This window comes from Flavobacterium cupreum, from assembly GCF_003996965.1.
Lineage (GTDB): Bacteria > Bacteroidota > Bacteroidia > Flavobacteriales > Flavobacteriaceae > Flavobacterium > Flavobacterium cupreum.
Genome location: NZ_QWDM01000014.1, coordinates 46,735 through 67,268, shown reverse-complemented (window position 1 = coordinate 67,268; position 20,534 = coordinate 46,735). Strand labels below are relative to the sequence as shown.

The following is a 20,534-nucleotide window of genomic DNA, read 5'->3' as shown; positions in this document are numbered from 1 at the left end:
ATCTCAAGAACCGTTTTGCGTGAGGGATAGAGGCGGTATCCTTTTGTGAAGAGAAACGAAACAAAAGACATAGCCGAAAGCCCGACCCGGAGGGACACGCCCAAAATATAATTAAAATATGAAAAAAGTACTTTTTATCGATCGTGACGGAACGATTGTTTTAGAACCTGAAAATTTACAATTAGACAGTCTGGATAAACTGGAATTTTACCCAAAAGCCTTTCAGTATCTGTCTAAAATTGCCGGTGAATTAGATTACGAGCTGGCAATGGTAACCAATCAGGACGGGCTGGGAACCGATAGTTTTCCGGAAGACACGTTTTGGCCAACACAGAATTTTATTTTAAAAGCCTTTGAAAACGAAGGTGTTTTGTTTGATGAAATTTTTGTAGACCGGTCTTTTCCCGAAGATAATGCGCCAACACGCAAGCCAAGAACCGGAATGCTGACCAAATATCTGAATAATCCGGAGTATGATCTCGAAAATTCTTTTGTTTTAGGAGACCGTTTAACCGATGTTGAACTGGCGAAAAACCTGGGAGCCAAAGCCATTTTCATGAATACCACCGACGGAGCGGGAAGCAGTGAAATTTCATCTAAACGTGAAGAATTAGACGAAACCGTTATTCTGCAGACAACAGACTGGAAAAGAATTTATGAGTTCTTAAAATTAGAAGCCCGTTCGGCGTCAATAACCCGTAAAACCAATGAAACCGATATTTTTATCGATTTAAACCTTGACGGAACAGGGAAAAGTAAAATCGAAACCGGAATTGCCTTTTTTGATCACATGCTCGACCAGATTTCGCGTCACGGTCAAATGGATCTGGAAATTCGTGTAAAAGGGGATCTCGAAGTCGATGAACACCATACTATCGAAGATACTGCCATTGCGCTGGGCGAAGTTTTCGCAAAAGCGTTAGGAAATAAATTAGGAATTGAACGTTATGGTTTCTGCCTTCCAATGGACGATTGTCTGGCACAAGTGGCAATTGATTTTGGCGGAAGAAACTGGCTGGTTTGGGAAACCGAATTCAAACGTGAAATGGTCGGTAAAATGCCAACAGAGATGTTTTATCATTTTTTTAAATCATTCTCAGACGGCGCCAAAGCCAATATCAATATAAAGGCGGAAGGAACCAACGAACACCACAAAATTGAGGCAATTTTTAAAGCTTTCGCCAAAGCAATAAAAGTAGCCGTAAAAAGAGATACAGAAAAGATGATTTTACCTTCAACGAAAGGCATGTTGTAAAAAAAAGTTTCAGGTTTCAGGTTTTCTTGCGTTGTGTACGTAACCGCAAAGTTCACAAAAGTAACGCTACGAACGAACACCAGGTTATTCCTTGCGAACATCGCGAAAAACTCAGCACGCCCTGCGTTTAAACTATGTTCAAAAAAAAAGCAACCTGAAACCTAAAACATGAAACCTGAAACAAAAAAAAAATGGAAGCCAAAAAATTTGCAGAACAATGGATTAAATCCTGGAATTCGCATGATTTAGAAGAGATCATGAAACATTATTCAGAAGATATCGAAATCACGACACCGATGATAAAACTCGCGGGAGGAATTGAGAGTGGTTCGCTGCAGGGAAAAGAACAGGTAAGGGGGTATTGGGAGAAAGCGTTACAGAAAATTCCGGATTTGTATTTTGAATTGAAAGAAGTGACATCAGGAGTGGACTCTGTGGCACTTTATTACAAATCAGTGATGAACAAAATGGCTATCGAAGTCATGTTTTTTAATGAAAACGGACTGGTAAACAGGATGATCGCCCATTATACCGATTTGTAAAGAAAAAGCATTAATTATATCGTTTTAGCTTTTAGACTTTGAATCTAAAATCTAAATCCAAAATCTAAATAAATTGAAAATAGTAATCATAAATTACGGAGCAGGAAATATTCAAAGCATTATGTTTGCGATTGAACGATTGGGTTTTAAGGCTGTTTTGAGCAATAATCCACAAGAAATCCAGACGGCAGATAAGGTAATTTTCCCCGGAGTTGGCGAGGCAAGCTCTGCCATGAAAAAACTGACTGAAAGCGGTCTGGACAGTTTGATTCCGAATTTGAAACAACCTGTTTTGGGCATTTGCCTGGGAATGCAGTTGATGTGCAAATCTTCTGAAGAAGGAAATACCAAAGGTCTGGGAATTTTTGATGTGGATGTGATTAAATTTACGCCAACTGTAAAAGTGCCACAAATGGGCTGGAATCAGATTTATAATTTAAAATCAGATATATTTAAGGACATTCCCGAAAATGAATTTATGTATTTAGTACACAGTTTTTACGCCCCGAACTGCGATGAAGCCATTGCGACAACCAATTATGAGCTGGAATACGCATCGGCTTTGCAAAAAGATAATTTTTACGGAACGCAGTTTCATCCGGAAAAAAGCGGGGCTGTCGGGGAGAAAATACTGGAGAACTTTCTAAAATTAAATTCCAATACTTAAAAATCAAAATTTCAAGTCTAAATTCAATCAAAATATCAAATTCAGAAAAATCTAAAATCTAAAATCTGAATTCTAAAATAGCAAAACATGAGAATAATACCGGCCATAGATATCATTGACGGAAAATGTGTCCGCTTGTCAAAAGGAGATTATAACACCAAGATTATTTACAATGAAAACCCGCTTGAAGTAGCAAAATCATTTGAAGCACACGGAATCGAATACCTTCATTTAGTGGATCTGGACGGTGCAAAATCGAGTAAAATTGTCAATTATAAAATTCTGGAACAAATAGCGACGCAAACAAGCTTGCAAATTGATTTTGGAGGCGGTTTAAAATCAGATGACGATTTAAGAATTGCTTTTGAAAGCGGTGCAAGCCAAATCACGGGCGGAAGTATTGCCGTAAAAAACAGGACCATTTTCGAAAAATGGATAGCAGAATATGGCTCAGATAAAATTATTTTGGGTGCTGACGCCAAAGAGGAAAAAGTAGCTATTTCAGGCTGGTTAGAAGATTCAGACGAAGATTTGATCCCGTTTATTAAGGAATACATGAATAAAGGAATTCAGTATGTTATTTGTACTGACATTGCAAAAGACGGAATGCTGGAAGGTCCAAGTTTCGATTTGTATGAAAAGATTTTAGATCAGGCTACAATAATTACAGACGATAAAACAATCACCAAAAAAGTCAGACTAATCGCGTCCGGCGGAATTTCAACTTTCGATGAATTGCCTAAATTAGCCGAATTAGGCTGTGAAGGAACGATAATCGGGAAAGCAATTTACGAAGGCAGAATTAGCCTGAAACAACTGGAGAATTTTATAATTAGATAATATGTCAATTAGATAATTTTTTGCATTACGCTGAAATTATCTAATTATCAAATTCTCTCATTAACACATTAAAAATAATTAGAAAATATGTCAATTAGATAATTAGATAATTTTTTTTTGCATTACGCTGAAATTATCTAAATTATCAAATTCTCTAATTTTCTAATTAAAAAAACATTAAAAATAATGATAACTTGTCACTTAAAATACATTATAGACCCTTATCAATTAGAGGCTTTTGAAGACTACAGCAAGCGATGGATCAAAATTGTAAATCGCTTAGGAGGTCAGCATCACGGTTATTTTATGCCTTCGGAAGGAGCCAATAATATTGCTTATGCTTTATTTTCTTTTCCAAGTTTAACGGATTATGAAAATTACAGAAAAAAGATGTTCTCAAAAGACGATAAAGAATGTGTGGAAGCTTTTAAAATTGCCGAAGATACAAGATGTATCATAAGTTATGAAAGAACGTTTTTGCGTCCGGTATTTAAATAAATTAGATAATATGTCAATTAGAAAATTAGATAATTTTTAGGATTGTGTGAAAATTATCCAATTATCAAATTTTCTCATTAGCACATTAAAAATAATAGATAATATGTCAATTAGAAAATTAGATAATTTTTAGCGTTGTGCAGAAATTTTCTAATTGTCTAATTCTCTAATTTTCCCATTAACACATTAAAATAATGTTAGCAAAAAGAATCATACCCTGCCTTGATATCAAAAACGGTAGAACCGTTAAAGGTGTTAATTTTGTGGACCTGCGCGATGCCGGAGATCCGGTAGAACTGGCGGAAATTTACTCGGCTGAAGGCGCCGATGAATTGGTTTTCCTCGATATTTCAGCTACCGAAGAACGCAGAAAAACATTGGTCAACATGGTGCGACGTGTCGCTGAAAAAATCAATATTCCGTTTACGGTCGGAGGTGGAATTTCGTCTGTAGAGGACGTTGAAATCCTTTTGAATAACGGAGCCGACAAGGTTTCAATCAATTCATCGGCAGTCAAAAATCCGCAGCTGATCAATGATTTAGCCCAGAAATTCGGAAGCCAGTGTGTTGTGGTGGCCATCGATGCCAAGCAAATTAACGGCCAATGGATCGTACATTTAGTGGGAGGAAAAGTACCAACAGAACTAAACCTCTTCGATTGGGCAGTAGAAGTCGCTGAACGCGGTGCGGGAGAGATTTTATTCACTTCAATGGATAATGACGGGACTAAAAACGGTTTTGCAGATGAAGCTTTGGCTAAATTGTCAGAACTGGTCAATATTCCGATAATTGCTTCCGGAGGTGCAGGAAACATACAGCATTTTGTGGATTCATTTAAAGTTGGAAAAGCTGATGCCGCGCTGGCTGCGAGTGTTTTTCACTTTAAAGAGATCGAAATCAAAGCTTTGAAAGAAGAATTACGGAAGAATGATATTGAGGTTAGACTGTAGAGAGGGAAAGAGAATAGAATAAAGAGAATAGAGGAAAGAAAATAAGGGAAAGAAAAGAGGGGAAAGAGAATACAACTCTTGGCTCTTTAATCTTGGCTCTTGACTCTAATTAAAAACAACAACAACAGAGCGCAGCAATCTAAAATCTGAACTCTAAAATAAAAAATAAAAATGAACATAGATATAAAAAGTGCCCACGGATTAATTCCGGCAATTATTCAGGATTCAGAAACAAAAAATGTTTTGATGCTGGGGTATATGAACGAAGAATCGCTTCAAAAAACAATAGAAACACAAAAAGTAACTTTTTTCAGCCGTTCCAAACAAAGGCTTTGGACAAAAGGCGAGGAGAGTGGTAACTTTTTGAACCTGGTGGATATTAAAAACGACTGCGATGGCGATACACTTCTGATTCAGGCGAAACCTGTTGGGCCAACGTGTCACACCGGAGCGGATACGTGCTGGCAGGAAGACAATAAGGAAAATTACGGTTTCATTTCTGAGTTAGAAAAAACAATAGCAATCCGCAGGGAAAATGCAGATTCAGAGAAAAGTTATGTAGCTTCCTTATTCGAAAAAGGCATCAACAAAATCGCCCAAAAAGTAGGCGAAGAAGCGGTAGAAGTAGTCATTGAAGCCAAAGACGATAACGATGACCTGTTTCTGAGTGAAAGCGCCGATTTGCTTTTTCATTACCTGATTTTATTGCAGGCCAAAGGTTTTCAGCTGAATGATGTGGTTGATGTGCTGAAAAAACGTCAGAAGTAGTTTAGTTTTTAAGACAAGAAAATAAAATAGCATTGTGGGTTATAACTATTAAAGTTTAAAACATAATGCAATTTTTTGTGTATAATATTTGAAAAAAAAAGTATTTTTAAGATCTCTAATTATTCATTTATGAAGTTGTATATCTGTTTGTTGATGTTGGTGAATACAAGTTTTAATTACGCTTTTAAAAAACATGAATTACCATATTCAATTGTTATTGCAAAAGCAGATTTAATTGTTGATGGAATAATTTCTAAAGTTTCAAAAAATCAATACGAATTTATAATAAAACAGTTTGTAAAAGGAAAATCACCTTTGATAATTAAGGTTTCAATCTGGAAGGAATGGATTTGTGATCCAAGAATTAAAGAGCTAAAAACTGGTCAGAGATTAATTTTGTTTTTAGAAAAATCACCTAATGGTAATTTTAGCGCAATTAATGATAGTACTGGAGAGATATACATAGACAATGACTCTTTTATAAATATATTTCTTCCAAAAGAGTTTACTAATCCTACAGTTTTAAAAGAAGGAATTTCTATGTTTTTACAAACTTATAAAGTTTATGGAGATTTAAATGATCGGTTTTTACAAAATATTCATATAGAGTCAAATAAGTCTGTATTTGAAATCTATAAAATGAAAGAAAGTAATAGGGTGTTTAAATTTTTAGTTGGTAATGATGTACCTTATTCTGAAGTCACATTTAATTTGATACCACAGTTTCTCAATTGAATACAAAAAACTACGTCATAACCCTTAAATTAAGTTTTTTAAATTGCTTTTGAGGACTTCGACTTCTCTCAGTCTGACATATTAGTTACAATTAAACAAAGAACTAAAATCTATTTCACTACCATTTTCGTCTTTTTTACTCACGATAAATACCATTTATTAATTTAATTTGACCAATTATTACAGTACCTTATCCCTTATTCCTTTTTAAAATTCTTACTTAATAGATTTCCCATATTTGCAAAAAAAAGCAGGAATATGGACATTGAAATCATTAAAGCAAAGTATTTGAATGATGAAATATTTAGTGATGAAGAATTACTTTTACTCTCTGAAGATTTTTTAAATCATGTTTTGACATATGGGAAGTTTGAAAGTAAAAAAAAATTATTTTATACAATAGATAATTTTGAAATTATAAAAGATTTGTTGTCAGAGTCTCAAATTGATTATAATTATCTTCATGCTAAAATTAGAAAAGTAACAATTACTGAAAGAAATATATTGGAAGAATCATCTATATCAACTATAATTGTAAGTATTTTTCTTTTAGTTATGAATGTATGTTTGATATTAATTACTCCCGGTTTCCATGGTTCGTTAATTGCTCCTTTAGGTATTTTGGCTTTTTGTTTAAGTAAAGGTATTAAAATGCATAATTTAGTCAAAAAAATAGAAACCGAATTAAATTTATAATAATACTCGAAGACTATTTCTCTCGCTCCACAAACTCAAAAACCGCAAATTCTTCCGGCTGATGAAACCCAAATTTCAAACTTTTATAAGATTGTAAGGCAAGATATTCGGTTTTGTTACCGTAATCAATCCTAAAAACATTGGCTATCCACTTTGTTCCGTTTTTTGGCTTCGAAAAATGGCCGTTTTGGATTTTTTCCAGAACCGAAAATGGAATTTTGATTTCAGTGCAGAAACCTTCCGAAGTTATTTTACTCACCGTTTCCAGTCCTGGAATATCAAAACCTGAAGCCGTTTTCCAGCCACCGCATTCGGGAGAGATACATTTTATAAGCATATCATAATTCGTTGAGAATGCATTTACGCCAATTTCAATGTAATTTTGACCGTCTCCGTCCGGATCAATAAAAATTTCAACTAAATCATCTGTTTTATAGATTTCAGAATCTTTGCTCTGAGGTTTTCCAACTATTTGAGAATCTATTGAACGATAGGCGACATACAGGTTTTCTTCATTCCACGAAAGTGAAACAAAAGTATGCTGAGTAGCTTTTGCTCCGGAATTATGAATGACAAACGCGCCTGAAAAAGAAGTTTTCCAATCTGATAAATCGCCGTCTATCGTGAGTTTTTCCGCTATTTTAGGAATGTGAATGCTCTGCGAATAAGCCGTCAGAGACAGCATTACACCTAAAAGACCGACAATTGTATTGATTTTCATAAGTAACAGAACTATTTTGAAGGGCTAAAATACAGAAGAATAAATGAATTTAACATTAATTTTTCTGATTGCACCATATAAAATCATTTAAAACTTGATTCGAATGTTTACATTTGTTGAAGCATAAGCGGGTTGAAAGGCCTTCTTTATTTCGATTAAAAGAAAATATTTACTTCGTATGAAAAAATACTTTGCCGGGGCTTTTATCGCCTCTATGTTGGGTTTTACGGCCAACGCACAAGGACTTTTAAATAAGTCCGAAACGGTTTTTACACATCAGGATACGTTGCGCGGAAGCATTACAAAGGAAAGAGCCTGGTGGGATTTAAAATACTATCACCTGAATGTGAAAGTAAATCCTTCCGAAAAAACGATAACAGGATCCAATACCGTTCGTTATACTGTTTTATCTGCTAACAATAAAATGCAGATCGATTTGCAGGAACCGATGCAGATTTATAAAGTAACCCAGAACGGAAAAGAACAAAAATTTGTAAGGGAAGGAAATGTTTTTTTTATTGAACTTACTGCCGCCCAAAAAGTAGGAGAAACCAAGGAGATTGTAATTTCTTTCGGCGGAAAACCTAAAGAAGCTGTAAAACCACCATGGGATGGAGGAATTACCTGGAAAAAAGATAAAAACGGGAAAGATTTTATTGCCTCATCCTGTCAGGGTCTTGGCGCAAGTGTCTGGTGGCCAAACAAAGACCATATGTACGATGAAGTCGAGAATATGCTGATAAGCGTCAATGTTCCAGGCGATCTGACCGATGTTTCTAATGGAAGATTACAAAGCGTGAAAAAAGAAAAAGACGGTACTAAAACCTTCAATTGGTATGTTTCGAATCCGATCAATAATTATGGTGTAAACATTAATATTGGTGATTACGTTAATTTTTCTGAGAAATACAAAGGAGAAAAAGGCGATTTAGATTGTAATTATTACGTATTGAGAGATAATCTTGATAAAGCTAAAGAACAGTTCAAAGATGCTCCAAGAATGCTGAAAGCTTTTGAAAACTGGTTCGGACCGTATCCGTTTTACGAAGACAGTTATAAATTGGTCGAAGCTCCTTATTTGGGAATGGAGCACCAAAGTTGTGTAACGTACGGGAATGGTTATAAAAATGGTTATTTAGGCCGTGATTTAAGCGGAACAGGCTGGGGACTTAAATTCGATTTTATCATTATCCACGAATCAGGTCATGAATGGTTTGCAAACAACATTACCTACAAAGACATCGCAGACATGTGGATTCACGAGAGTTTTACAAGCTATTCTGAAAGCCTTTTTGTGGAGTATTATTATGGAAAAGAAGCCGGTGCAGAATATGTTATCGGTTGCAGAAACGGAATTCAAAATGATAAACCGGTTATTGGAAATTACGATGTAAACAATGAAGGTTCCGGCGATATGTATCCAAAAGGAGCCAATATGCTGCATTCCATTCGTCAGGTGATTAACGACGATGCCAAATGGAAATCGATTTTAAGAGGTTTAAACAGTACTTTTTATCATCAGACTGTAACTTCTAAGCAAATTCAGGAGTACATCAATACCCAGGCAGGAATTAATTTCAACAGGGTTTTTGCACAGTATTTAACGACCACTCAGATTCCGGTTTTTGAATATATGTTTAAAAACGGAACTTTAGGGTACCACTGGACCAATTGTGTGACCAATTTTGATATGCCGGTAAAAGTTAAAATCAATGGTATCGAAACCTGGTTAAAGCCAACAACAGAGTGGCAATCAGCAAAAACCACGAATGAAAACAGAACTTTAGAAGTGGATAAAAACTTTTATGTAACGGCTTCTAATATTGTGGAATAACATTTAAGTATAAATTCCAATTTTGTGAAATTCCAAATTCCAATTATTGGGAGGTCTTATGTTCTGAAAACGAAACCCGACAGGTTTTTTAAAACCTGTCGGGTTTGTTGTATATAAACTTTATGTACCCAAAGTATGTCATTTAGACGAAGGAGAAATCTTCGCAGGGAGCTGGACGCAGCCGGGTGATTATGTACTGAATATATTAAAAATAAAACCCGACAGGTTTTAAAAAACCTGTCGGGTTTACTGTTGTCCAAAAGCAGAAAATATTTGTCCCGCGGATTTTGCAGATTCGGCAGACTTTTTTTAATCTCCCTGATCTGCAAAATCTGCGGGAGTTTTTGGAGCTTTTTTATACGATAATCAAGGAAACTATTTGGTTGAACCGGGAACTTTTAAATCAGGATGGGAATAAGTGCGGAAATTAAACCCGACAGGTTTTTAAAACCTGTCGGGTTTCTTATGTTTTGGAATTTGGCATTTTTTAATATTGGAATTTCAAACTCCTAGCGGCTATTCAATTTTGCCTTTTCCCTGATAATATCAGCAATTTTTCGGTTCTCAATTTTACTTTCCAGCCAGGAAATAATATCGAGGTAGAGGAAAGCCCTTTTTTCGTAAGTGTTTTTCTCCAGTTCGATAAAACGAAGCCTCATCTTAATAAATTCTTTTTTAATATCAGCCGGATATAAGTTGTTCAGGTTTCTTAAAAACTTGATGATTTCCTTTTGAACTTCGTGTAAGTCGTTCATTTTAATCAGGAATTTGTACGTGTTTTTAAGGTGATTTTCCAGGTAATAATCCTTTCCAAGTTCATAATGGGCAATGAGGGACAGTAGTCTCGCAAAACACATTAAATCCTCACGCATGGATAAGTTCTTGTTATTGATGATTTTATCTAAATAATGAATGCATTCCGTATACTTTTCATTTCCGAAATAAATAGAAGCAATCTTATAATAGAACAACATTTCGTGATGTTCATCCAGATGTTCGCTGTGTAATTTTATTTTATCTAAAATCTCCGGAATCAAATATTCGCTCTCGGCAAAAGTACCTTCCAGAATGTGCAAATTAAGCTTATTGTTGTAAACGTACAGAAATGATAGCGACGCAATGTTATCGTTTACGGGAAACTTAGGATCTTCAATCGTTTCTTCCAGAAGCGTTAGGTATTTCTTGAAATTCGATTTGTATTTCAGCATATACAGAGACTCCAGAAAGTAATGATTGCCTTTTAGGAAAAATACCGGATTCTGAATAATCATATTCGGATTATCATAAAATAACCGAACCCATTTGTAAGCATATTTATAACTTGCCAGAAAATCCTGAACAAGGAAGCTTCTCCACAGATTAGCATTATAGAACCAGTATTTCTCGCGAAAACCAAATTTACTTTCGTCTAATTTTGAAATATGTTTATTGAAATAGTCATCTATATATTTGTACTCTTCATCACTTTTTACATAACCTGTTTTCAGCATGATTCCGTAGAGCTGAAGCGATAAATTCGATAGTTTGCTTGAAATCGTATTGCGGTAATTCAGTTCCTTTGCCTGAACCACCAATTCGTCGGCGCGGCCCTGAATACTTCTGGTAATATATTGTGATTCTATTAGTTTTTCGAATTCCACAATCTCATACGCCATATATTTTTCATCATTTTCCAGCGCAATGATTTTTGTCTTGTCCAGAATTTTCAAACTCTGTTTGTACAATCCTTTATTATAGAGAATAACGGCAAAATCGATTTGTTCCCGCAGCTGGTATCGAATGTTCTGACTCGGAATATTTAATCGTATGCTTACCAGAATCTGTTTATACAGGTATGATTTTAAGTTAGATAACTGTACTTTTTTAATAATTCCGCTCTTCAGGATAAGCTTTTCATCGTAGTTTTCAGACTTATCCAAAATATTAAACAATTCAATAAATTTTGTATTTGAACTCGTCTCCAAACGACTTGCAAAAATTTTAAACTGTCTTTTTTCAGATTTTGAAAGCGATTTTATCAGAACAAATAAGAAATCTTTTTGATGGTTAGCCATTGTAAAATATAATAATGTAACTTATTGGTTTTTAGTAGTTTAATAGCGTATAAATTGTTTTATGAACAGTATAATTTCATTAAAATGAATTTCATACTGAAGTAGTACAATATATATTTGTTATCAAGATGTGAAATTACATTAAATAAATGAATATGAATAGAGAGAAAGTTCAAATTTTTGACACGACTTTGCGCGACGGCGAGCAGGTTCCGGGATGTAAGTTAGATACGAAACAAAAATTAGTTATCGCAGAACGACTTGATAAAATGGGAGTTGACGTTATCGAAGCAGGTTTTCCTGTGTCAAGTCCGGGCGATTTTTTATCGGTCTCTGAGATTTGTAAAATTGTTGAAAATGCAACCGTCTGCGGACTGACAAGAGCCGTAAAAAACGATATTGATGTGGCTGCTGCTGCCCTGAAGCATGCTAAAAGACCCAGAATTCACACGGGAATCGGAACATCTGAATCTCATATACTCCATAAATTAAATACCACCAGAGAAGATATTATTGCAAGAGCAAAATATGCTGTAGCACACGCAAAATCCTATGTAGAAGATGTTGAGTTTTACGCAGAAGATGCCGGTAGAACAGATAATGCTTTCCTTGCAAAAGTTTGTGAAGAAGTAATCAAATCCGGAGCAACCGTCTTGAATATTCCGGATACGACAGGATATTGCCTGCCGGAAGAATACGGAGCAAAAATTAAATATTTAAAAGAAAACGTAAAAGGTATCGAAAACGTAATCCTTTCGTGCCACTGCCATAATGATTTAGGAATGGCTACCGCAAACTCAATCGCAGGAGCCATAAACGGAGCGAGACAAATAGAATGTACTATTAATGGTATCGGTGAAAGAGCCGGAAATACAGCACTTGAAGAAGTGGTAATGATTTTCAAGCAGCACCCTTACTTAAATTTGGATACCAATATCAATACAAGGGAATTAAACGAAATGAGCCGTCTGGTTTCTGAAAGCATGGGAATGATCGTGCAGCCAAATAAAGCAATCGTTGGAGCAAATGCTTTTGCACACAGTTCAGGAATTCACCAGGATGGTGTAATCAAAAACAGAGCAACATACGAAATCATGGATCCGCTTGATGTTGGAGTAAATGAATCTTCTATCATCCTTACAGCAAGAAGCGGAAGAGCTGCTTTGGCTTACCGTGCTAAAAAAGTAGGTTACGAGCTTACCAAAGTACAGCTGGATATTGTATACATTGAGTTTTTAAGATTCGCCGATATTAAAAAAGAGGTCTTAGATGCAGATATTCATCAGATTATTGAAGCCTCTAAGATTCAGGACGAATTAATCAGAAGCTAGTTGGAAAGAGAATAGAGCATAGAGAATAGAGAATAGAGTATAGAGTATAGAGTATAGAGTATAGAGAGTAGAACAAAGAAGAGAGAAAAATAGAGATTTAAATACATAAAGAACGAGACGTTATGAATTTGAAAATAGCAGTTTTACCGGGAGACGGAATTGGACCAGAGGTAATTTTACAAGCCAAAAAAGCATTATATGCGATTGGAGAAGTGTACAATCATGAATTTGTTTTTGAAGAAGCCCTCATGGGAGCTGTCGCCATTGATAAAACAGGGAATCCTTTGCCGGAACAAACGCTGAATCTTTGCTTAAACACAGATGCGGTTTTGTTTGGTGCCATCGGAGACCCTAAATATGACAATAATCCAAATGCGAAAGTTCGTCCGGAGCAGGGATTGTTAAAACTGCGTAAAGAATTGGGTTTGTTTGCGAACATTCGTCCGATAAAACCCTATAAATCATTACTGGATGCTTCTCCCTTAAAAAGAGAAATTATCGAAGGAGCTGATTTTACTATTTTCAGAGAATTAACCGGCGGTGCTTATTTTGGAGCCAAAACATTAAATGAAGAAGGAACACATGCTTCGGATTTATGTGAATATTCAGAAGAAGAAATTACAAGAATTGCACATCTGGCTTTTAAATCGGCACAAAACCGACGCAAAAAGCTGACAATGGTAGACAAAGCAAATGTTTTGGAAACTTCAAGATTATGGAGAAAAGTAGTTCAGAAAGTGAGTGAAAATTATCCGGATGTAGCTTTAGACTTTTTATTTGTAGATAACGCAGCCATGCAGATAATTTTAAATCCAAAACAATTCGATGTGATTTTGACAGAGAATTTATTTGGAGATATTCTGTCAGATGAAGCCAGCGTGATTACAGGATCAATCGGTTTATTGGCTTCGGCATCTTTGGGAGAAAAAAATGCTTTGTTTGAACCAATTCACGGTTCTTACCCTCAGGCAAAAGGAAAAAATATTGCCAATCCAATTGCTTCCATTTTATCAGCAGCAATGCTGTTGGAACATTTCGGATTGTTTAAGGAAGCAAATGTGGTGTATCAGGCTGTTGAAAAAGCGATAGAATTTAAAGTAGTGACAACAGATTTAAAATCAGATTCAAAATTCGGTACGAATGAAGTAGGGGAATTTGTTTCCAATTTTATTTTCAGTAAAGACGACTTACTGTATTTCAATAATGATAACGTTCATATCGGACAATCGACGATTGTTTAAAGTTTTTATTAAAACAATGAAATAAATAACAAGAAGTATTGGAAATGTTGAGATTTTATTTTTTTGGTTCTTAAAGTTTTTATACTTTTGTAACACTAAAAAATAAATGATGCAAATCTCAATTATTATTACTTCTGTCGTTGTTGTCAATGTGTTTAGCACATCTGCATCGGGAATGGTATAAATATAATTGAAAAACTATATTACAAACCTTCCAAATACTGGAAGGTTTTTTTTTGAATAAAAATTAAAATAAATAATACAATAATGGAATTAAATAAGTACAGCAAAACCATCACTCAAGATCAGACACAACCTGCGGCGCAAGCGATGTTGTACGGTATTGGTTTAACTGAAGAAGATTTGAAAAAAGCACAAGTAGGGATTGTGAGCATGGGTTACGATGGTAACACCTGTAACATGCACCTGAATGATTTGGCAAAAGATGTTAAAAAAGGTGTTTGGGATGCAAATCTGGTCGGACTTATTTTTAATACCATTGGTGTAAGTGACGGAATTTCAAATGGTACGGAAGGAATGCGTTTTTCATTGGTGTCCCGCGATGTAATTGCAGATTCTATTGAAACTGTAGTGGGAGCACAATGGTACGACAGTTTAATTGCCATTCCGGGTTGTGATAAAAATATGCCGGGAGCGTTAATCGCAATGGGACGTTTAAATCGCCCGTCTATTATGGTTTACGGAGGATCAATTCACTCCGGAAAATGGAAGGGAGAATCTCTAAATATTGTTTCTGCTTTTGAAGCCTTAGGAAAAAAAGTTAAAAACGAAATTACTCCGGAAGATTTTAAGGGTGTCATTCAGAATGCCTGCCCCGGAGCTGGTGCCTGCGGAGGAATGTACACGGCAAACACCATGTCTTCTGCCATTGAAGCATTAGGAATGAGTTTACCATACAGTTCTTCAAACCCGGCTTTAAGTCAGGAAAAAAGGGACGAATGTCTGGCAGCCGGAGAAGCGATCAAAATTTTATTAGAAAAAGATATTAAGCCAAGAGATATTATGACTCGCAAAGCTTTCGAAAACGCTATTACTATTGTAGCAGTTTTAGGAGGTTCTACCAATGCAGTTATGCACTTAATTGCAATGGCTCATGCGGTTGATATCGAAATCACACTCGACGATTTTCAGGCAATAAGTGATAAAACACCGGTACTTGCCGATATGAAACCGAGTGGTAAATACATGATGGAAGATATTCATGAGGTGGGAGGAATTCCTTCGTTAATGAAATATTTATTAAAAGTCGGATTAATTCACGGAGACTGTCTGACAGTAACCGGAAAAACAGTAGCCGAGAATTTAGCGTCAACGCTGGATTTACAAGATGGTCAGGAAGTGATTCATGAAATCCAAAAAGCACTGAAACCATCCGGAAACATTCAGATTTTGTACGGAAATCTGGCTTCTGAAGGTGCTGTTGCGAAAATCAGCGGTAAAGAAGGCGAGTATTTTGAAGGTACTGCAGTAGTATTTGAAGGTGAATTCGAAGTAATTCCGGGTCTTGAGGCTGGAAAAATAAAACCGGGTAGTGTAGTCGTCATCAGGTATTGTGGACCAAAAGGTGGTCCGGGGATGCCTGAGATGCTAAAACCTACATCAGCCATTATTGGTGCCGGATTGGGAAGCAGCTGTGCTCTTATTACAGACGGCAGGTTCTCCGGGGGTTCACATGGCTTTGTCGTAGGACATATTACACCAGAAGCTTATGATGGTGGTGGTATTGCACTGGTTAAAGATGGTGATTTAATTGCTATTGACGCCGTCAAAAACACTATCGATCTGAAAATTTCCGACGAAGAATTTGCAGCCAGAAAAGCGGCCTGGGTTCAGCCACCGCTAAAAGTTACAAAAGGAGTTTTACTTAAATACGCCAGATCGGTTTCAAGCGCCTCAACAGGTTGCGTTACCGATAAATAATTTTACAATAACAATATCAATAATCAATGACAATGACAATATCAAAAATTTAATAGCAATAAAATAAAAAGATCAATTTAAAATTTATAATTGAAATTGATTTTTACCATTGCCATTGAATTTTGAAAATTGAAATTGATTTTTGAAAACAAAATATACTATGAAAATATCAGGGGCAGAAGCCGTTATAAGATGTTTGTTAGCAGAAGGAGTAGACCTGGTTTACGGATATCCGGGAGGAGCCATAATGCCGGTTTACGACGAATTATATAAATTTCAGGATCAGTTACACCATGTTTTAGTACGTCACGAGCAGGGTGCAACCCATGCAGCTCAGGGATATGCAAGAGCTACAGGAAAAGTGGGGGTAGCAATCGCTACTTCAGGACCGGGAGCAACGAATTTAGTTACAGGAATTGCAGACGCTCAGATCGATTCAACCCCAATGGTTTGTATTACCGGGCAGGTGGGAAAACATTTACTGGGGTCTGATGCGTTTCAGGAAACCGATATTATCGGAATTTCAACTCCTGTTACCAAATGGAATTACCAGATTACGGAAGCTTCAGAAATTCCGGAAATCATTGCCAAAGCATTTTATATTGCACGTTCCGGTCGTCCGGGACCTGTACTGATTGATATTACTAAAAACGCTCAGTTTGATGAGTTCGAGTTTAGTTATGAAAAATGTACAGGAATCAGAAGTTATGTACCGGTTCCGAAATTAAAATTAGATAAAGTGGCAGAAGCAGCTGCAATCATCAATAGTGCAAAAAAACCTTTTATCGTTTTTGGTCAGGGAATTATTCTGGGTCAGGCCGAAGAACAGTTAAAAGCCTTTATCGAAAAATCAGGAATTCCGGCAGGATGGACAATTTTAGGTCTTTCAGCGCTTCCAACAGATCATCCTTTAAATGTGGGGATGTTAGGAATGCACGGAAATTACGGCCCTAATATGCTGACAAACGAATGTGATGTTTTAATTGCGTTAGGAATGCGTTTTGACGACCGTGTTACCGGAAAACTGGCTACTTACGCCAAACAGGCAAAAGTAATTCACTTTGAAATTGATCCTGCAGAAGTAGATAAAAACGTAAAAACAGAAGTGGCTGTTTTGGGAGATGTAAAGGAAGCCCTGAATGCGTTGCTGCCTTTAATTGATGCAAAATCACATGATTTATGGCATAACGAGTTTAAAGAATTGCATAAAATAGAAGTAGAGTCTGTTATAAACGAAGAGTTAAATCCAACGAATGGTAAAGGAATTTCAATGGGAGAAACCATGGAAATGATCAACAAACATTCAAAAGGTGATGCAATAATAGTTTCAGATGTGGGTCAGCACCAGATGTTTGCGTGTCGTTATGCGAAATTCAATACTACCAAAAGCAATATTACTTCCGGTGGTTTAGGAACTATGGGATTTGCTTTGCCGGCTGCCATCGGAGCTAAAATGGGAAGACCGGATCGCGAAGTGGTGGCTATAATAGGTGATGGAGGCTTTCAGATGACAATTCAGGAACTGGGAACAATTTTCCAGACTCAGGTTCCGGTAAAAATTGTCATTTTAAACAATGAGTTTTTAGGTATGGTGCGTCAATGGCAGGAATTGTTTTTTGACAACAGATACGCATCAACAAAAATGATTAATCCAAATTTCACGGCAATTGCAGAAGGCTATCATATCAAATCCAAAAAAGTAACCCAAAGAGAAGATTTAGATGCTGCCGTAGCCGAAATGATGGCTTCGAAAGATTCTTATTTTCTGGAAGTTATGGTAGAAAAGGAAAATAATGTTTTCCCAATGATTCCAACAGGAGCCTGTGTTTCGGAAATTAGATTAAGCTAAAAAAAAAGTTTCAGGTTTCAGGTTTATTTTGTTTCAAGTTCGACAACCTGAAACGTGAAACCTGAAACAGAAAAAACTAAAAAAAACATGGAAGATAAAACATTTACCATATCGGTATACTCGGAAAATAACGTGGGACTGTTGAACAGAATATCAGGAATATTCTTAAAGCGTCACATTAATATATTAAGCCTAAACGTTTCAGAATCAGAAATAGAAAATGTTTCAAGATTTATAATTGTTGTAGAAACAACAGAAAAATGGGTTCAGAATATTGTTGGCCAGATTGAAAAACAAATTGAAGTTATAAAAGCATTTTATCACACCGATGAAGAGACTATTTATTTAGAAAATGCTTTATTTAAAATAGCCTCAAGTTTGTTGTTTGATGAGAAACAAATTCAGAATATCATCAAAGACAGTCAATCGACAATTGTGACGGTTTCCCGCGATTTCTTTGTGATTTCAAAATCAGGAAGACGCTCTGAAATTGAAGAATTATATGCAAAATTCAAACCGTACGGCATTATGCAGTTTGTACGTTCAGGAAGAATATCGGTTTCTAAAGAGAAAATGGAAATCTCAACAATGCTGGAAACACTTAAATAGTATCAATTATTAAATTACACATTCATTAAATATTATTAAAAAAAATGGCAAATTATTTCAACACACTACCACTTAGATTACAATTAGAACAATTAGGCGTTTGCGAATTTATGGAGCAATCGGAATTTGCAGATGGAATTGCAGCTTTGGCCGGAAAAAAAGTTGTGATTGTAGGTTGTGGTGCACAAGGTTTGAATCAAGGTTTAAACATGAGAGACTCTGGATTGGATATTTCATACGCACTTCGCGCTGATGCCATCGCTGAAAAAAGAGCTTCCTATAAAAATGCTACCGAAAATGGTTTTAAAGTGGGTACTTATGAAGAATTAATTCCAACCGCTGATTTAGTTTGCAACCTTACGCCGGATAAACAACATACTGCAGTGGTAACTGCGATTATGCCATTAATGAAAAACGGTTCTACATTAGCCTATTCCCACGGATTTAATATTGTTGAGGAAGGAATGCAGATTCGTAAGGATATTACAGTAATCATGTGTGCTCCAAAATGCCCGGGTTCTGAAGTTCGTGAAGAATATAAAAGAGGTTTTGGTGTACCGACCCTTATTGCCGTACACCCTGAAAATGATCCAAACGGTTTTGGTTTAGATCAGGCAAAAGCATATGCTGTAGCAACCGGAGGTCACAAAGCAGGAGTTTTAAAATCCTCATTTGTGGCTGAAGTAAAATCAGATTTAATGGGAGAACAAACTATTCTTTGCGGTTTGTTGCAAACCGGTTCTATTTTGTGTTTTGATAAAATGGTTGAAAAGGGAATTGATGCTGCCTATGCTTCAAAATTAATTCAGTATGGATGGGAGACCATCACAGAAGCTTTGAAACATGGTGGGATTACCAATATGATGGACCGCCTTTCAAATCCTGCAAAAATTGAGGCTTATGAACTGACAGATGAACTGAAAGATATTATGCGTCCGTTATTTCAAAAACACCAGGATGATATCATTTCAGGAGAGTTCTCAAGAACCATGATGATTGACTGGGCAAATGACGATGTGAATTTATTAAAATGGAGAGCTGCAACAGGAGAAACAAACTTCGAGAAAACAGCTCCTCAGGAAGCGCCAATTGCTGAACAGGAATATTTTGATAATGGAGTTTTAATGATCGCAATGGTGAAAGCCGGAGTTGAATTGGCTTTTGAAACGATGACAGAAGCAGGTATCATCGAAGAATCGGCTTATTATGAGTCATTACACGAATTGCCTTTGATTGCTAACACCATCGCCAGAAAGAAATTATTTGAAATGAACCGTGTTATTTCGGATACGGCAGAATATGGCTGCTATTTATTTGACCATGCCTGTAAACCGTTATTGACAGAATTCATGAAAAAAGTAGAAACAAACGTAATAGGAAAACCATTCTCGACTTCAAACGGAGTAGATAATGCTGTTTTAATTGCAGTAAACAAAGAAATCCGCCAACATCCTATCGAAGAAGTAGGGGCATGGTTGAGAGCGTCTATGACTGCAATGAAAAAAATTGGATAATAAATTGGGAATTACCACACAATCGACTGTGATGGGATTTGCACTGTATCTCTGTTTTATGTAATATTTTGAATTAGTAAGCACTTATTAAGATAATATGGATATAGATGCATATTGTATTCACTTAACTTCTTGTGAGGTTGTAAGTTAAGTGAAGGTAATCCCGAATAATGGGGTATGTTTAGCAATAAATGTACTTGTATCGATTTCTATAGGAATTAATAATGATGCTGCTATTTTCAAAATAGAACAAAAAGCATAGTAATGCAGTATTAAAAAGAAAATTAATTGTTATTGAAATTGTTAAAAGCAGAAAGGCATGATATTTATTTATTGTGCCTTTTTTGTAATAATCATTTTATCATAAAACAGATATTTTTATATTAAATTCATAAAAAAAGGACATTTTTTTTAATATATGTTTTTTTATGCTAAAATTTATGAATTAAATAATTTTAAGAATACGCTGATATTTAATACATTTATAAA

General features: G+C 35.8%; 18 protein-coding genes. 16 read left to right on the top strand and 2 right to left on the bottom strand.

Translation table 11 applies throughout. The annotated features are described in order from the left end of the window. Positions 1-118: 118 nt before the first annotated feature. The 9 genes from hisB (at position 119) to D0817_RS19110 (ending at position 6,951) form a co-directional block, all read left to right on the top strand. Entirely contained in the window at positions 119-1,255 is a 1,137-nt protein-coding gene (gene hisB / locus D0817_RS19150) for a bifunctional histidinol-phosphatase/imidazoleglycerol-phosphate dehydratase HisB (protein WP_127339974.1), read from the top strand. A gap of 191 nt (positions 1,256-1,446) precedes the next feature. Next, positions 1,447-1,797: a nuclear transport factor 2 family protein gene (locus tag D0817_RS19145; RefSeq protein WP_127339973.1), complete on the top strand. Its 351-nt coding sequence runs from the start codon at positions 1,447-1,449 to the stop codon at positions 1,795-1,797. A gap of 73 nt (positions 1,798-1,870) precedes the next feature. Continuing rightward, a complete protein-coding gene (hisH, locus tag D0817_RS19140) occupies positions 1,871-2,464 on the top strand; it encodes an imidazole glycerol phosphate synthase subunit HisH (RefSeq protein WP_127339972.1) in 594 nt (197 codons plus the stop codon). A gap of 87 nt (positions 2,465-2,551) precedes the next feature. Next, positions 2,552-3,304: a 1-(5-phosphoribosyl)-5-[(5-phosphoribosylamino)methylideneamino]imidazole-4-carboxamide isomerase gene (gene hisA, locus D0817_RS19135; RefSeq protein WP_127339971.1), complete on the top strand. Its 753-nt coding sequence runs from the start codon at positions 2,552-2,554 to the stop codon at positions 3,302-3,304. A 186-nt stretch (positions 3,305-3,490) separates the two neighbouring features. Continuing rightward, complete coding sequence (locus D0817_RS19130) at positions 3,491-3,802, top strand: NIPSNAP family protein (RefSeq protein WP_127339970.1); 312 nt, start codon at positions 3,491-3,493, stop codon at positions 3,800-3,802. A gap of 194 nt (positions 3,803-3,996) precedes the next feature. Continuing rightward, positions 3,997-4,752 (top strand): imidazole glycerol phosphate synthase subunit HisF, encoded by a 756-nt coding sequence (gene hisF / locus D0817_RS19125; RefSeq protein ID WP_127339969.1) that lies wholly within the window; start codon positions 3,997-3,999, stop codon positions 4,750-4,752. Positions 4,753-4,923: 171 nt separating this feature from the next. After that, positions 4,924-5,520: a bifunctional phosphoribosyl-AMP cyclohydrolase/phosphoribosyl-ATP diphosphatase HisIE gene (gene hisIE / locus D0817_RS19120; protein ID WP_127339968.1), complete on the top strand. Its 597-nt coding sequence runs from the start codon at positions 4,924-4,926 to the stop codon at positions 5,518-5,520. Positions 5,521-5,649: 129 nt separating this feature from the next. Next, the gene (locus tag D0817_RS19115) at positions 5,650-6,255 is read left to right on the top strand and encodes a hypothetical protein (RefSeq protein ID WP_127339967.1); all 606 of its coding nucleotides are present in this window, start codon (positions 5,650-5,652) and stop codon (positions 6,253-6,255) included. 258 nt (positions 6,256-6,513) lie between these two features. Next, positions 6,514-6,951, top strand: coding sequence for a hypothetical protein (locus D0817_RS19110; RefSeq protein ID WP_127339966.1), 438 nt, complete (start codon positions 6,514-6,516; stop codon positions 6,949-6,951). A 13-nt stretch (positions 6,952-6,964) separates the two neighbouring features. On the opposite strand, the gene D0817_RS19105 is transcribed toward D0817_RS19110, so the two are convergent. Beyond that, positions 6,965-7,672 (bottom strand): carbohydrate-binding family 9-like protein, encoded by a 708-nt coding sequence (locus D0817_RS19105; RefSeq protein WP_127339965.1) that lies wholly within the window; start codon positions 7,670-7,672, stop codon positions 6,965-6,967. A gap of 178 nt (positions 7,673-7,850) precedes the next feature. Between D0817_RS19105 and D0817_RS19100 the strand changes: the two genes are divergently transcribed. Continuing rightward, positions 7,851-9,506, top strand: a complete 1,656-nt coding sequence (locus tag D0817_RS19100; RefSeq protein ID WP_127339964.1) for a M1 family metallopeptidase — start codon at positions 7,851-7,853, stop codon at positions 9,504-9,506. A gap of 509 nt (positions 9,507-10,015) precedes the next feature. Here D0817_RS19100 and D0817_RS19095 read toward each other — a convergent pair. After that, positions 10,016-11,560, bottom strand: a complete 1,545-nt coding sequence (locus tag D0817_RS19095) for a hypothetical protein (RefSeq protein ID WP_127339963.1) — start codon at positions 11,558-11,560, stop codon at positions 10,016-10,018. A 155-nt stretch (positions 11,561-11,715) separates the two neighbouring features. Here D0817_RS19095 and D0817_RS19090 point away from each other — a divergent pair, with 155 nt between their 5' ends. From D0817_RS19090 to ilvC, 6 genes are all read left to right on the top strand, one after another. Next, positions 11,716-12,891 carry a 2-isopropylmalate synthase gene (locus D0817_RS19090; protein WP_127339962.1) on the top strand — a complete coding sequence of 392 codons (1,176 nt, stop codon included), beginning with the start codon at positions 11,716-11,718 and terminating at the stop codon, positions 12,889-12,891. Between the two features lie 122 nt (positions 12,892-13,013). Beyond that, the gene (gene leuB / locus D0817_RS19085; protein WP_127339961.1) at positions 13,014-14,132 is read left to right on the top strand and encodes a 3-isopropylmalate dehydrogenase; all 1,119 of its coding nucleotides are present in this window, start codon (positions 13,014-13,016) and stop codon (positions 14,130-14,132) included. A 267-nt stretch (positions 14,133-14,399) separates the two neighbouring features. After that, positions 14,400-16,073 (top strand): dihydroxy-acid dehydratase, encoded by a 1,674-nt coding sequence (gene ilvD, locus D0817_RS19080; protein ID WP_127339960.1) that lies wholly within the window; start codon positions 14,400-14,402, stop codon positions 16,071-16,073. A 160-nt stretch (positions 16,074-16,233) separates the two neighbouring features. After that, positions 16,234-17,922, top strand: a complete 1,689-nt coding sequence (gene ilvB, locus D0817_RS19075) for a biosynthetic-type acetolactate synthase large subunit (RefSeq protein ID WP_127339959.1) — start codon at positions 16,234-16,236, stop codon at positions 17,920-17,922. A gap of 87 nt (positions 17,923-18,009) precedes the next feature. Next, complete coding sequence (ilvN, locus tag D0817_RS19070; protein WP_127339958.1) at positions 18,010-18,531, top strand: acetolactate synthase small subunit; 522 nt, start codon at positions 18,010-18,012, stop codon at positions 18,529-18,531. A 44-nt stretch (positions 18,532-18,575) separates the two neighbouring features. Then, positions 18,576-20,045, top strand: a complete 1,470-nt coding sequence (ilvC, locus tag D0817_RS19065) for a ketol-acid reductoisomerase (RefSeq protein ID WP_127339957.1) — start codon at positions 18,576-18,578, stop codon at positions 20,043-20,045. The last annotated feature ends 489 nt before the right edge of the window (positions 20,046-20,534 follow it).